The 12884-nt window shown below is 34.1% G+C and carries 14 protein-coding genes and 1 tRNA gene; 6 read left to right on the top strand and 9 right to left on the bottom strand.

Features of this window, described 5'->3' with window-relative positions:
- Positions 1 to 2: 2 nt before the first annotated feature.
- The 6 genes from E0I26_RS13360 to E0I26_RS13335 form a co-directional block, all read right to left on the bottom strand.
- Positions 3 to 983, bottom strand: coding sequence for a M28 family peptidase (locus E0I26_RS13360; RefSeq protein ID WP_131916967.1), 981 nt, complete (start codon positions 981 to 983; stop codon positions 3 to 5).
- Positions 984 to 1038: 55 nt separating this feature from the next.
- A complete protein-coding gene (locus tag E0I26_RS13355) occupies positions 1039 to 1689 on the bottom strand; it encodes a hypothetical protein (protein ID WP_131916966.1) in 651 nt (216 codons plus the stop codon).
- Between the two features lie 4 nt (positions 1690 to 1693).
- Positions 1694 to 2743, bottom strand: a complete 1050-nt coding sequence (locus E0I26_RS13350; RefSeq protein ID WP_131917024.1) for an ATP-grasp domain-containing protein — start codon at positions 2741 to 2743, stop codon at positions 1694 to 1696.
- 22 nt (positions 2744 to 2765) lie between these two features.
- The gene (locus tag E0I26_RS13345) at positions 2766 to 3476 is read right to left on the bottom strand and encodes an NRDE family protein (protein WP_131916965.1); all 711 of its coding nucleotides are present in this window, start codon (positions 3474 to 3476) and stop codon (positions 2766 to 2768) included.
- Complete coding sequence (locus E0I26_RS13340; RefSeq protein ID WP_131916964.1) at positions 3464 to 3952, bottom strand: DinB family protein; 489 nt, start codon at positions 3950 to 3952, stop codon at positions 3464 to 3466. Before E0I26_RS13340 ends, E0I26_RS13345 begins: the two co-directional genes overlap by 13 nt.
- A 342-nt stretch (positions 3953 to 4294) precedes the next feature.
- Positions 4295 to 5434 (bottom strand): acyl-CoA dehydrogenase family protein, encoded by a 1140-nt coding sequence (locus E0I26_RS13335; RefSeq protein ID WP_131916963.1) that lies wholly within the window; start codon positions 5432 to 5434, stop codon positions 4295 to 4297.
- Positions 5435 to 5522: 88 nt separating this feature from the next.
- Between E0I26_RS13335 and E0I26_RS13330 the strand changes: the two genes are divergently transcribed.
- From E0I26_RS13330 to E0I26_RS13315, 4 genes are all read left to right on the top strand, one after another.
- The gene (locus E0I26_RS13330; protein WP_131916962.1) at positions 5523 to 6590 is read left to right on the top strand and encodes an anhydro-N-acetylmuramic acid kinase; all 1068 of its coding nucleotides are present in this window, start codon (positions 5523 to 5525) and stop codon (positions 6588 to 6590) included.
- 76 nt (positions 6591 to 6666) lie between these two features.
- Entirely contained in the window at positions 6667 to 7245 is a 579-nt protein-coding gene (locus E0I26_RS13325; protein WP_131916961.1) for a chalcone isomerase family protein, read from the top strand.
- Positions 7246 to 7331: 86 nt separating this feature from the next.
- Positions 7332 to 8558: a Glu/Leu/Phe/Val dehydrogenase dimerization domain-containing protein gene (locus tag E0I26_RS13320; protein ID WP_131916960.1), complete on the top strand. Its 1227-nt coding sequence runs from the start codon at positions 7332 to 7334 to the stop codon at positions 8556 to 8558.
- 194 nt (positions 8559 to 8752) lie between these two features.
- Positions 8753 to 9652, top strand: a complete 900-nt coding sequence (locus E0I26_RS13315; RefSeq protein WP_131916959.1) for an energy transducer TonB — start codon at positions 8753 to 8755, stop codon at positions 9650 to 9652.
- Between the two features lie 67 nt (positions 9653 to 9719).
- Here E0I26_RS13315 and E0I26_RS13310 read toward each other — a convergent pair whose 3' ends face one another.
- Genes E0I26_RS13310 through E0I26_RS13300 form a run of 3 tightly spaced genes read right to left on the bottom strand, consistent with a single transcriptional unit; the run spans position 9720 to position 11351 of the window.
- Entirely contained in the window at positions 9720 to 10256 is a 537-nt protein-coding gene (locus E0I26_RS13310; RefSeq protein WP_131916958.1) for a hypothetical protein, read from the bottom strand.
- 2 nt (positions 10257 to 10258) lie between these two features.
- The gene (locus E0I26_RS13305; RefSeq protein ID WP_131916957.1) at positions 10259 to 10654 is read right to left on the bottom strand and encodes an ExbD/TolR family protein; all 396 of its coding nucleotides are present in this window, start codon (positions 10652 to 10654) and stop codon (positions 10259 to 10261) included.
- 1 nt (position 10655) lies between these two features.
- Positions 10656 to 11351, bottom strand: coding sequence for a MotA/TolQ/ExbB proton channel family protein (locus E0I26_RS13300; RefSeq protein WP_131916956.1), 696 nt, complete (start codon positions 11349 to 11351; stop codon positions 10656 to 10658).
- 129 nt (positions 11352 to 11480) lie between these two features.
- On the opposite strand from E0I26_RS13300, the gene E0I26_RS13295 reads away from it, so the two are divergent.
- Together E0I26_RS13295 and E0I26_RS13290 are read left to right on the top strand one after the other, a co-directional pair.
- Complete coding sequence (locus tag E0I26_RS13295; protein WP_131916955.1) at positions 11481 to 12701, top strand: bifunctional folylpolyglutamate synthase/dihydrofolate synthase; 1221 nt, start codon at positions 11481 to 11483, stop codon at positions 12699 to 12701.
- Between the two features lie 86 nt (positions 12702 to 12787).
- Positions 12788 to 12862: transfer RNA gene (locus E0I26_RS13290), tRNA-Val, on the top strand.
- Positions 12863 to 12884: the final 22 nt, after the last annotated feature.

Here is a 12884-nt window from a genome sequence, read left to right as displayed (position 1 = left end):
AACTATTTAAGCATTATGATTTCTTGTGTCGGCGTGTTTACCATTTGCGTTACAGCAGGCAATAACTCCTGAATAAAGGAAGTCATGTGCGAAATATCCATCGCTTTAAAATCATCAGAAACATGATGGTAAAATTCAAAATTTTCAAAATCAAAGGTACTCACAGATTGACAAGGCACTTTGAAAACATCATAAAAAGAAAAGTTATCTGATCTGTAAAACAATTGAAATTCAGCTTCTTTTGGAAGGAAACCAATTGTATTTTTCCCCGTATACTCATTGATTTTACCCGCCATATTGGATTTGTCAAAACCGGTAATATAAGCTAGATACTCTCTTTTCATTGGCACACCGATCATTTCAATATTGAACTGGGCGTACAATTTAAAATCTTGTGCTTTCAGTTTTTTGGCTAAATGTTTAGACCCTAACAACCCTTTTTCTTCTCCTGCAAAAAACACAAAAAGAATACTTCGCTTATTATTTTTGGCGATGCTAAAATATTTCGCCATTTCAGCAACTGCAGTTGTTCCTGAAGCATCATCATTGGCACCATTGTTTATGAAATCTCCATTTACACCTTTTTTATCAAAGCCAATATGATCGTAATGAGCGCTTAGAATTATAAATTCATTTTTAAGAACTGGGTCGCTTCCTTCAACAAAACCTACAATATTAAAAGCCGTTTCCTTGAAAGTTGATAAAGTATCGCGATACGATTTAAAATAAGGCTTTACATTGTTATTTTTGAAGAACTGCTCCAAATAATCAGCGGCTTTCACCATTCCTATCGTACCGGTTTCTCTGCCTTCCAATTCATCCGAAGCTAAATATTTCAATGTTTCGGCAACATCATTTTCTGCTACTTTATATTCTACAGCTACTATTTTTAATTGTGCCTCACTAGCCGTTTGGGCAATGACAGCTGAAGTTGACAGACAACCGAAGAAAACCAAAGAAAGAGATGCGACTGTTTTTTTCATGATTATTGAGATTTATTTTTATAAAAAAATTAGAGCAAATGCGTGTTAAACTTCATCATTCCGTTTTATTCCGATAATATTTCTTGTAGACTTTACCCATTTGAACAAGAGCCAAAACCACAAAAAATGACGGAATTATTACTGGCATTACATATTTAGAAAAGCCAGTTGTGTTTTGAGATAAGGTATTTAATATCAAAACCAAAGTCAGCATTCCAAGAAATGTACCTATTAAAGTCCCTGCAATATAATACTGTTTTAGCTTATTTACAATGGAAATATAATTCCCATTCATCAAATAGAGATTCCAACCTGTCCAAAATGGCAATTGAAGGAAATTGATACAATTCAAAAACACGCCAATCAGGAAAGGAGAATACATCGCATATTTCTCTAAAATTCCTTGTTGTTCGATTGTTTGATTTGAATGAGCATAAAAAGAATAGCCTAAAATCAACAGAAAGAAAACGGCAAAAAAATCAATGATCTTCATTAATTTTTTATTGTTGACCAATTGCTTTGCGAAAATTAAAGTGAAATAAATCACAAACATTTCCACAAAAATAACTCCTAACAAAAAGAAAATCAAGCTGTTCATTCCTAGTTTTGAATAAATTTCAAAACCTACAACATTCAAATATCCCAAGGGTATCGAACCGATAAAACTCACTAAAAAACCAACAAAAATGTTCTTTAATGCTTTCATGATTTTAGAAATTTACAATTTTATTGCTTTGCTCCAGATGCATTCTATATTCTTTCATACCGTCTTTATGCAGTAAATACGGAGCGCCATTTTTATGATTTGCCACACTTATTTCATACATATACGTAATGTGACGCGCGAGTTCTTTCCAGGCAAAAAACAAAGAATGTTTTGGGTCATAAATATGTGTGGGCTCGCTTGCAGCGCCATTCAACTCCACAACTGAAAAATTAAATCCTTGTTCCAATTCTTCTATAGTATTGTACATCACATCCAATCTCCCAAAGTAGAAACCCGGAATTTGCAAACACATTTCGTTAATGGTTTGTGTCAATTTTGGTGTTATCCAATGGCTTCCGTCAATGAATTTTGCTCCTCGTGCATGGTTCCCATAAGGCACCAAATTCAATTTTTCTCCTTTTGGAAGAATAGCAAGCAATTGTTTTCCGTATTCCTGTTTCAAAACCTTTAATTGCAGTTCGTATCGAGGATTTTCTTTGATTAATTCTTCTACGGTAGAAAACCCGTTTCCGGTAATAATCAAAAATTCCTTGGAAACTATTCCTGTGATTCTGCCTACTTTTTCATGAGGATAACGCACATAGAAAATCCCAACTTCGTTCTCGTAAGGAATTAAATCCTGCACTACGTAATCGAAATTTGCTTTGTCAGCATACCCTTTTAAATCGGCAACGGTATTAATTTTTTTGACCCCAGATCCTCGCAGTCCAATATCTGGCTTTGCAATCAAAGGGTATTTTATTTTTGCCGCTTCAATACTATCTAAAATTTCTTCAAGAGCAGTTCCTTCTTGTATTAATTCCGTTTTTGGGTAATACTGTTGTGGAATCAAATCGTAGATTTCTTTTTTAGACTCCATCATAAAACCGCCATTTTTTATGGTTGGATTAGAGGCATTAAAGAAAAAAATGGATTTTGCCTTGATGGAATAATAGGACCATAAAAAATAAATAGGAATATAAACAATCTGGAAAGGCCAATATTCCCAATGCGTAATTTTATGAAAAAATAGTTTGCTTCGCCTGTTCGTCATAACTCGGGTCAATATAAGTTTTTTAAACGGTGATAAATGAGGTCGAAAAATCCTGCTGTGCAATCAAATCGTAATGCAATATAACCACTTTATTTTTTTCAATAACCGATTGCGTGATACTTAACGTTTTCATCTCGTCATTTCTATTGATAACCAAACCGTTTTCATCATTCCCCTCTTCGGTATAGCGATGAAAATCGTGCATTTTTGATTCAGAAATTTCAGAATTATCATCCATAAAAGTATGAAACCAATTGGCACGTTTTTTTCGAATAATTGATGAATACAACGTTGAGGAAGACCAAATATGATTTTGATGAATATCCAGAGGAGTTGTTTCTTTCTCTTTTCCGTTCCAGCGCAATTGGAAAAGAGCGTTGTTTTGAAATAAAACTAACGTAAAAGGTTCTATGTTTTCCAAATCAATTTCGGTCCAGAAATCCTTTGGCGAAAAGCTGCTGATCATATCTAAAACAATCAAACCACGGCTTTTTCGATACGGAAGTTGCACTTCATGCTTTTCGTCGGCACCATTTAACAGCACCAAAATTGTTCCGTCTTCATTCGCAACAAACCAAGTTCCTCCCGCTTTTGGATCCTTTGGGAAAATAAGATTTTTTCCGTTTACGGTATAATTTCTTGGAGGTATTGCACTCGGTCTTACTGTTTTTTCATCCCGATTTGAAGTAATGATAATTTTATCATTCGTTGTTACAAAACTTACTGTGCACATTGATTTCTATATTCTATTGTAGATCGTGCAACTCCAAAATTAGAATCAATTGTCACTGTTTCACATTGTAAAATAGCTACTTTTATAAGCGCCTGATGATGAATGCAATGTTCTAAATTATACAGTAATTCTCTGAAATAGTTGCTTTCAATTCGAATTTCCTCTCCATCAATAATTTGCAACAACTCGATGTTTTTATTTTTTTTATCTAAATTTTGTTGAATCAACACAATATTTTCAATAGCAAAATCGGTATCCGTTTGAATACAAGTATTTCGTTCTCTTTTATCATAATTCACAAGACCTGAATCATATTGATTTTCTAAACACTGAAACATCTCTATAATATGCCTTGTATGCTCTCCTATAGTTGCATTACTTAATTCTGCACAAGAATTTGAATATTCATTTTGCGACAATTGATTCAGCAGATCAATTAGTTCGTTTAAGCTATTATTTATAGAAGGTATTAGCATATTTAAGTTTTAATTCAACAAATTCATTACTTTATTTCCATCCTTAAAAACTAAAGTAACACAACAAAGAAAGGTAATTAGTGCCAAAATAAAAAGTGTACCACCATCATTTTTCACTTCAATCCCAAGTACGAACAGAGGAGCAAAAATCGCACCAACCATGACTCCGCAACCCATTATAGCCCCAAACAGTGAAGTTTTTAGTATTAAAAATCAAAATTGCCGTAATCAACTCCGCTATTTCAGTACCAATTCTTCTATAAGGTTCAACACCCAAAGCAGAAAAACAAAACCCTTTCAAATCAGAACTTGAAAGGGTTTATAAAATCTTATGAATTTTTTTTATGAAACTAATGTTCTTGAAATTACAATTCTTTGTATTTCAGAAGTTCCTTCATAAATTTGAGTAATTTTAGCATCACGCATCATACGCTCCACATGGTATTCAGCTACATATCCATTTCCACCGTGAATTTGAACAGCTTCAATTGTAGTATCCATAGCGGTTTGCGAAGCAAATAACTTAGCCATAGCACCTGATTGTGAAATATCTTTCCCTTCATCTTTTTCAGAAGCAGCTTTCAAAACCAGCATTTTTGCAGCCATAATTTGAGTGGCCATATCCGCTAATTTGAAAGCGATTGCTTGGTGTTTGAAAATTTCTTTCCCAAAAGCTTTTCTTTCTTGTGAATATTTCAATGCCAATTCATACGCTCCGGTTGCAATTCCTAATGCTTGAGATGCAATACCGATTCTTCCGCCATTCAAAACTGACATTGCGAAATTAAACCCAAATCCATCAGCTCCAATTCGGTTTTCTTTCGGAACTTTTACATCCGTGAACATTAAAGAATGCGTATCTGATCCACGGATTCCCATTTTCTTTTCTTTTGGACCAATATCAAATCCAGCCCAACCTTTTTCAACAATAAAGGCATTGATTCCTTTGTGTCCTTTTTCAATATCCGTTTGAGCAATTATAATATAGGTAGATGCCGAAGAACCATTGGTTATCCAGTTTTTAGTACCATTTAACAAGTAATGATCTCCTTTATCTATTGCAGTTGTTTTTTGAGAAGTGGCATCTGAACCCGCTTCTGGTTCTGATAAACAAAATGCTCCAATCACTTCCCCTTTTGCAAGTGGAACCAAATATTTCATTTTTTGCTCTTCATTACAATATTTTTCTATACCGGCACAAACTAATGAATTATTTACAGACATAATTACTGCCGCAGAAGCATCAACTTTTGATATTTCGGTCATAGCCAAAACATACGAAATACTATCTAAACCAGATCCACCATATTTAGGATCGACCATCATTCCCAAAAAACCCAAATCAGCCATCATTTTCACTTGTTCAGTAGGAAACTTTGAATGTTCGTCTCTTTCTATAACTCCAGCTAACAATTCAGCATTTGCGAAATCTCGTGCCGCTTGTTGAATCATTAAATGCTCTTCAGTCAGATTAAAATCCATATTTTTATAGTAAATTAAATGTTCTTAAATTTGTCGACAAAAGTAATTATTAAAAATCAGATTTCAAACGATTTCGTAAATTTAGCCAATGTTTAAAGAAAAGTATACCGTTATCGGTGTTATGTCAGGAACTTCTCTCGATGGAGTAGATTTGGCGCATATTGTCTTTACTGCAAAAAATAATAAATGGGAATTTCAAATCTTGGAATCCGAAACCATTTCGTACAGCATTGATTGGTTAAACAAATTGAAAATAGCGGTAGGTTTTTCCGAAGCTGCTCTCGAAAAATTAGATCAAGAATACACCCAACTTCTGGCTACTATCATTTCTGATTTTATCGAAAAATACGATATAAAGAATCTCGATGCCGTTTGTTCCCATGGACATACTATTTTACACCAACCTCAAAACGGATTCACGCTTCAAATTGGCAACTTACCCGAAATCGCATCATTAATTAATCAAACGGTAGTTTGTGATTTCAGAGTTCAGGATGTACAACTTGGCGGTCAGGGCGCTCCTTTGGTTCCTATTGGCGACCGAATTTTATTTCCTGAATATGATTACTGTATGAATTTAGGTGGTTTTTCGAATGTTTCTTTTGAGCAAAACAACAACCGAATCGCCTTTGACATTTCGCCTGTAAATACCGTTTTGAATTTTTATGCGAACCAATTGGGTTTGGACTATGATGACAAAGGCAGTATTTCAAGAACCGGAATTTGCAACGAAGATGTATTAAATGAATTAAATGCTTTAGATTTTTATCAGAAGAAACATCCTAAATCATTGGGTTTTGAATTTGTAAAAGAAACTGTTTTACCCATTATCGACAACTATTCCATTCCAATTGAAGATAAATTATGCACTTTTACGGAGCATGTAGCATTGCAAATTGCTTTGGCTTTGCCAAATAAAAAAGGAAGCCTTTTTATCACTGGTGGCGGCGCTTACAATGATTTTCTTATGGAGCGGATTCAATATCATTTACCGGAAATGAAAATCATAATTCCGTCAACAAAAATCCTGGAATTCAAAGAAGCGTTGATTTTTGCTTTACTCGGCGTTTTAAAACTTAGAGGTGAAATTAATGTCTTATCAAGCGTTACTGGTGCCAAAACTGATCACAGTTCAGGAGTTATTTATGATAATTGAAATATTTTAAATAAACTATATTTCCCCATCGCTTAAAAAGACTAATTTTGCCAAAAATTTTAAACCTACACAACTCATGAAAAAGATCTTATTAACCTTATTTACACTGTTTTTACTTATTCAATCCAATATCGCTACAGCGCAAACCCAATTTGATGTTAATGGTGTTATTGTTCCAAGAGAAATAAAATTCCAAAATAAAACGCTTCAGCTTAACGGATTTGGAACCAGATCAAAAATGATGATCGAAGTATACGTTCAAGCATTATACTTAACAATACTTTCTCAAGATGCAAAAGATATTATTGATAGTAATACTGAAATGGCTATCAGAATACAAATCACCTCTTCAATGGTTTCATCAGGTAAACTAACCCGAAATTTAAATAAAGGTTTTGAACTGTCTTCTAAAGATATTCTTGATACATTATTACCAAGAATGGAACAACTTAAAGGTATGTTAAGCGATGAAATTGTAGAGAATGATGTTTTTAATTTGATTTACAATCCTACTGACACTTCTATTTGGGTTTACAAAAACGATGAATTAAAAGGCAAAATAGCAGGATTTGATTTCAAAAAAGCATTCTTTGGAATTTGGTTGTCGGACAATCCTGTGGGTGAAAATCTTAAAAAGAATTTATTAGGCCAGTAAAAATTATTGTCCGAAATTATTCGAGAAACACATAATTCGCATTATTCTATTTTTTATATTTGTCAAAAATAAACATATCGCAATAAATGAAAGATTTATTAAAGAAATTCGAAAATAAGGAACCTGAGATAGTTTTCCATTGGAAAGATGCCGAAACTGAAGCTGAAGGATGGACAGTCATCAATTCGCTGCGTGGTGGTGCTGCCGGTGGTGGAACCCGTATGAGAAAAGGGTTGGATATGAATGAAGTTTTGTCTTTGGCAAAAACTATGGAAGTAAAATTTTCTGTTTCTGGACCTGCTATTGGCGGTGCTAAATCCGGAATTAATTTTGATCCAAATGATCCAAGAAAAAAAGGCGTTTTACAACGTTGGTATAAAGCCGTTTCTCCTTTATTAAAAAGTTACTACGGAACTGGTGGTGATTTGAATGTAGATGAAATTCACGAAGTGATTCCAATGACGGAAGAATGTGGTGTTTGGCATCCGCAGGAAGGTGTTTTTAACGGTCACTTCAAACCTACCGAAGCAGACAAAATCAACAGAATTGGACAATTGCGTCAAGGTGTGGTAAAAGTGATTGAAAATCCAAAATTCTCGCCTGATGTATCTAAAAAATATACTATTGCTGATATGATTACCGGTTATGGCGTTGCCGAAGCCGTTCGTAATTATTACACTATTTATGGTGGAGATGTAAAAGAGAAGAAAGCAATCGTACAAGGTTTTGGAAATGTAGGTTCTGCTGCCGCTTTTTACTTAGCCGAAATGGGTGCTAAAGTAATTGGTATTATCGACAGAGATGGTGGATTAATCAACGAAGATGGATTCACTTTCGAAGAAATAAGAGCATTGTTCCTTGCAAAAGACGGAAACAAACTGGTTGCCGAAAATATGATTCCTTTTGAAGAAATCAATCAAAAAATCTGGACCATAGGTGCTGAAATATTCACTCCATGTGCCGCTTCCAGATTAGTAGCTCAATCTCAAATTGACAGCTTAATTGCTAACGGTCTTGAAGTAATTTCTTGTGGTGCGAATGTTCCTTTTGCCGACAAAGAAATCTTTTTTGGTCCAATTATGGAAGATGTAGATCATAAAGTGAGTTTAATTCCTGACTTTATTTCTAATTGTGGTATGGCTCGTGTTTTTGCTTACTTCATGGAGAAGAAAGTACAAATGACAGATGAAGCTATCTTTCAAGACACTTCGGAAATCATTAAAAAAGCAATTGAAAAAGCACATAATTTGAATCCAAGTAAAACAAATATTAGTGCTACTGCTTTTGAAATTGCATTGAAGCAGCTTACTTAAAATAAAATAGCATTCTTTAATATTTATCGGAACTGGGATTAAGCAGATTTTAAAATCTATTTAATCCCTTTTCTCATTTCTAGTTTAAGCGAAAGCAATATTATTTATATTCCTTCAGTAGCTTTTTACTCTTGACAATTTTTAGTACTTTTCAACGTTTTTTAGTAATACACTTTTTAAAATTTAAAATACAAATGAGTTCCACCATTTCATCAGATCAAAAGAAATCGTTAGCACTATCCATTCTTTTGTATGCGACAATGTTGTTAATTTTATTTTTCATCCGATTTTGGCCACCTGCAAATATGGATGAACTTGCTGGCGGCGGAGGTGGCGGTGGCGTTACTGTAAATTTTGGTGACAGCGATTTCGGTTCCGGAGCAAATTATAAAAGTGAAGTTTTAGAGGTAAAAAACCAAACCAGGCAAACGCCTGCAAAATCAATTCCGGAGGAAGCTATTTTATCTCAGGAAAACAGCACTGAAGAAAGTGTTGTGATTCCGACGAAAGAAAAAACTAAAAAACCAACAGTAGTTGTAAAAGAGGAAACAAAACCAGCGGTTGTAAAACCTAAGGTTTCCAACAATACAAATGATGCTTTATCCAGCATTCTGAAAGGCTCTAGTAAAGGCGGCGATGGCGATGACAAAGCAGCCGGAAACAAAGGAAAAGCTAACGGAAGCTTAAGTTCTAACGGTTATTATGGAACGGGTGGTTCCGGTGGAGGAACAGGAGGAGGAAACGGCACTGGAACAGGAATAGGAACTGGCAGCGGATATGGCTCCGGAAGCGGTGGAGGAACCGGAAGCGGTTCTGGCGGAGGAGTTGGATATTCGTTAGGAAACAGAAAAGCATTATCTAAACCCGCACCAAAATACACTTGTAACGAACAAGGAAAAGTTGTCGTAGAAGTTTCTGTAGACAGAACTGGAAGGACTGTAAATGCAGTTGCCGGCGTAAAAGGAACAACAAATACTGCAAAATGCTTATTAGACCAAGCAAGAATTGCTGCAATGAACACGAGATGGGATGCGAGCAGCGATGCCCCGGAAAAGCAAGTCGGTAAGATTGTTTACAATTTCAATTTGAATTAAAAACTAGGCCATAGATTGAGCTTATTAACACAGATATAAATAGTATAAAACAGAAAATGCCTCAATATTATCGAGGCATTTTCTGTTTATTTTCGCTTAGTTTAATTTCTTTAGATGATTCTGGAAAACCAATTAATTTGTTATTTATAATTGCCATTTTTATTTTTCCATCGACTAATATTATACTATCAGATTTTGTTTCATATTTCCCTCCATAAACTCGACTTATGTTTTCGGAATCGGAAATCAAAAAATAATCTGATGTTTTTGACAAACTGATTTCAAAATCTTTATTTTCAATTTTGAAATAATACTCTTTATTATTTCTTTCTTGATAATCTAAAAACCATAAACTCCACAAAGCATAAAATATTATTGGAGAAATTACTGAGTTTATAAAAAACAACTTTGCAATTTCCTTTTTCAAAAAATATAATATAGTTGCAAATATTATGTTTAGAATAAATAAGAATGGAATTATTAAAACTAGGGCAATTGAAACACTAGGATCAGGTTTCATATTATTAATAAATAATCCTAGAAAAAGAGTTTCAAGAATTAAAAATCCTAACGAATATATTATAATTTTCTTTTTAGAAATCATTTTCACTTGGGACTGGTAGCAATCACAAACTTCAGATTGTTCTTCACTCCTATTTGCAGCACATCAACTAAATCTTGTACTTGTAAATTGAATGGAATTCTCACAATAACTGTTTGATCTTTCTCTGAATTCATTTTAGACATCAAAGTCGTTTCGAGTTCTTCAAATGAAACCGCTTGCTTGTCTATGTAGAATTTTTTATCCTCAGTAACAGATAAACTGATGTATTGCTTGTTTGTTTTCTCGTTAGATTTGGCTTTTGGCAATGTCATTTTGATAACATTAGGATTAGCCAACGTTGATATAATCAAGAAAAACAACAATAAGAAAAACATAATATCACTTAATGACGAAGTAGCAACCTCGGCATGAAATCTTCTTTTTCGCTTTATAGACATGTTACGATCTTTGAATAATATTTACAAACTCTAATATTTGTTTTTGAATTTTTAACGCAAAATTATCAATCTTGCCGTTTAATAAATGATATCCGCTATACGCAATAATACCAACGATTAATCCAGCACCACTACTGATCATTTTCTCATACAATCCACCGGAAATGTTACCAATACTAATGTTTTCAGTTACCGAAATACTATAAAATATTTTAATTACTCCTGAAATAGTCCCAATAAATCCAAGTGTAGGCGCAATTCCTGCAATAAGTCCCAAATGACCTAAATGCTTTTCCATTCCTCCTATTTCGATATCAGCAGCACGATCCATGTTGGATTCAATCTCAATAATGGGTCTCCCGATAACCAGAATCCCTTCTCTTACAATATTACCCGAAGCCGTATTATTTCTTTCTGCAATAGATCGAGCCAAATCAAGATTTCCTGAATTTAGATTATCGCGCACATCGCGCATCAAAAGAGTATCAATTTTTGATGCTTTACTGATATACAAATAGCGTTCAATAATCAGATAAAAAGTGTAAAATAATAGAATCCCGATTGGGATAAGCCACACACCACCTTTTAAAAGGAATCCTAAAGTGGATATTTCGGCATTTGGAGCAATTTTTTCAATAACTACGTTTGAAGCAGCGTTGGTAATGGTGTCGGCCTGTAATTGTATAAAACTAAACATATAATATTATTGTATTTTAATCATTAATTCTAAAAATTATTTCAATTTTGCACTAAAGATACTTTTCGATGTACTATTAAACTAAAAAAATCGAGAAATATTTCAAACAACTACTATTTTATTACAGAAATGAACTATCAGGAAACCATAAATTGGATGTTTAACCAGCTCCCGATGTACCAACTTCAGGGCGCTTCGGCCTATAAAAAAGATTTAACCAACACGCATTTACTCATAGCTCATCTTGATAATCCACAAGAAAAAATAAAGTGTATTCATGTTGCGGGGACTAACGGAAAAGGCTCCACTTCACACATGTTGGCATCCATACTTCAAGAAGCGGGTTATAAAGTTGGACTGTACACTTCACCACATTTAAAGGATTTCCGGGAACGCATCAAAATTAACGGAAAGGATATCTCAGAAGAATTTGTTACTGATTTCATTAATGAACACAAAAGTTTTTTCGAATCAAACGACATGAGTTTTTTCGAAATGACCGTTGGACTAGCTTTTGATTATTTTGCCAAAGAAAAAGTAGACATCGCCGTCATTGAAGTAGGAATGGGCGGAAGATTGGACGCCACCAATATCATCACTCCATTAGTTTCAGTTATTACCAATATAGGATTGGATCACACGCAATTTTTAGGCAACACACTTGAAGCTGTCGCTTTTGAAAAAGCGGGAATCATAAAGCCAAATATTCCCGTAATTATTGGAGAATACACTCCTGAAACCAAACCTGTGTTTTTGGCAAAAGCCAAAGAATGCAATTCAGAAATCTATTTTGCTTCTGAATTGATTTCAGAAACCTATCCTTCTGATTTAATTGGCGATTATCAAATACACAATAAAAAAACTGTATTACAAACCGTTTCCATTCTAAATAGTCAGAACGAATTTAAAATCACTCCTGAAAGTACAAAATCTGGTTTATTAAATGTGGTAAAAAACACCGGACTTCAAGGAAGATGGCAACAATTAGGAGAATTTCCAAAAGTCATTTGCGACACGGCACACAATAAAAACGGACTGGAAATTGTTTTGAATCAAATACAAAAAGAAGATTTTGATACTTTACATATTGTTTTGGGGGTAGTAAATGACAAAGATTTAGATGAAATTCTGCCTTTATTCCCTAAAAAAGCAAATTATTATTTCTGCAAACCCAATATTCCTCGCGGGCTTGATGTTCTAATTCTAAAACAAAAAGCAGCAACTTTCGAACTAAAAGGCGAAGTATATAATTCTGTTCCAGAAGCTTATCAAAAAGCAATTGAAAACGCTGAGAAATCTGATTTTATATACATTGGCGGAAGCACCTTTGTCGCAGCAGAAATTTTATAATTTTTTTGTTTTTTACTTGCAAATCTAGAAAAGTGGCGTATATTTGCACACGCAATAACGGAAACGAAAGTAACCAAATTGCATTAGGGCGATTAGCTCAGCTGGTTCAGAGCACCTCGTTTACACCGAGGGGGTCGGGGGTTCGAACCCCTCATCGCCCACAAAAAACTCCATTAGAAATAA

Source organism: Flavobacterium rhamnosiphilum, from assembly GCF_004349195.1.
Taxonomy (GTDB): domain Bacteria; phylum Bacteroidota; class Bacteroidia; order Flavobacteriales; family Flavobacteriaceae; genus Flavobacterium; species Flavobacterium rhamnosiphilum.
Note: the sequence above shows the minus strand (reverse complement) of the source record. Positions and strands in the feature narration are given on the sequence as shown.

What these genes read in the sequence shown, in the direction of transcription:
- E0I26_RS13360 (WP_131916967.1), bottom strand. Translation starts at nt 983, where the DNA reads ATGAAAAAAACAGTCGCATCTCTTTCTTTGGTTTTCTTCGGTTGTCTG.
- E0I26_RS13355 (WP_131916966.1), bottom strand. Translation starts at nt 1,689, where the DNA reads ATGAAAGCATTAAAGAACATTTTTGTTGGTTTTTTAGTGAGTTTTATC.
- E0I26_RS13350 (WP_131917024.1), bottom strand. Translation starts at nt 2,743, where the DNA reads ATGACGAACAGGCGAAGCAAACTATTTTTTCATAAAATTACGCATTGG.
- E0I26_RS13345 (WP_131916965.1), bottom strand. Translation starts at nt 3,476, where the DNA reads ATGTGCACAGTAAGTTTTGTAACAACGAATGATAAAATTATCATTACT.
- E0I26_RS13340 (WP_131916964.1), bottom strand. Translation starts at nt 3,952, where the DNA reads ATGCTAATACCTTCTATAAATAATAGCTTAAACGAACTAATTGATCTG.
- E0I26_RS13335 (WP_131916963.1), bottom strand. Translation starts at nt 5,434, where the DNA reads ATGGATTTTAATCTGACTGAAGAGCATTTAATGATTCAACAAGCGGCA.
- E0I26_RS13330 (WP_131916962.1), top strand. Translation starts at nt 5,523, where the DNA reads ATGTTTAAAGAAAAGTATACCGTTATCGGTGTTATGTCAGGAACTTCT.
- E0I26_RS13325 (WP_131916961.1), top strand. Translation starts at nt 6,667, where the DNA reads ATGAAAAAGATCTTATTAACCTTATTTACACTGTTTTTACTTATTCAA.
- E0I26_RS13320 (WP_131916960.1), top strand. Translation starts at nt 7,332, where the DNA reads ATGAAAGATTTATTAAAGAAATTCGAAAATAAGGAACCTGAGATAGTT.
- E0I26_RS13315 (WP_131916959.1), top strand. Translation starts at nt 8,753, where the DNA reads ATGAGTTCCACCATTTCATCAGATCAAAAGAAATCGTTAGCACTATCC.
- E0I26_RS13310 (WP_131916958.1), bottom strand. Translation starts at nt 10,256, where the DNA reads ATGATTTCTAAAAAGAAAATTATAATATATTCGTTAGGATTTTTAATT.
- E0I26_RS13305 (WP_131916957.1), bottom strand. Translation starts at nt 10,654, where the DNA reads ATGTCTATAAAGCGAAAAAGAAGATTTCATGCCGAGGTTGCTACTTCG.
- E0I26_RS13300 (WP_131916956.1), bottom strand. Translation starts at nt 11,351, where the DNA reads ATGTTTAGTTTTATACAATTACAGGCCGACACCATTACCAACGCTGCT.
- E0I26_RS13295 (WP_131916955.1), top strand. Translation starts at nt 11,481, where the DNA reads ATGAACTATCAGGAAACCATAAATTGGATGTTTAACCAGCTCCCGATG.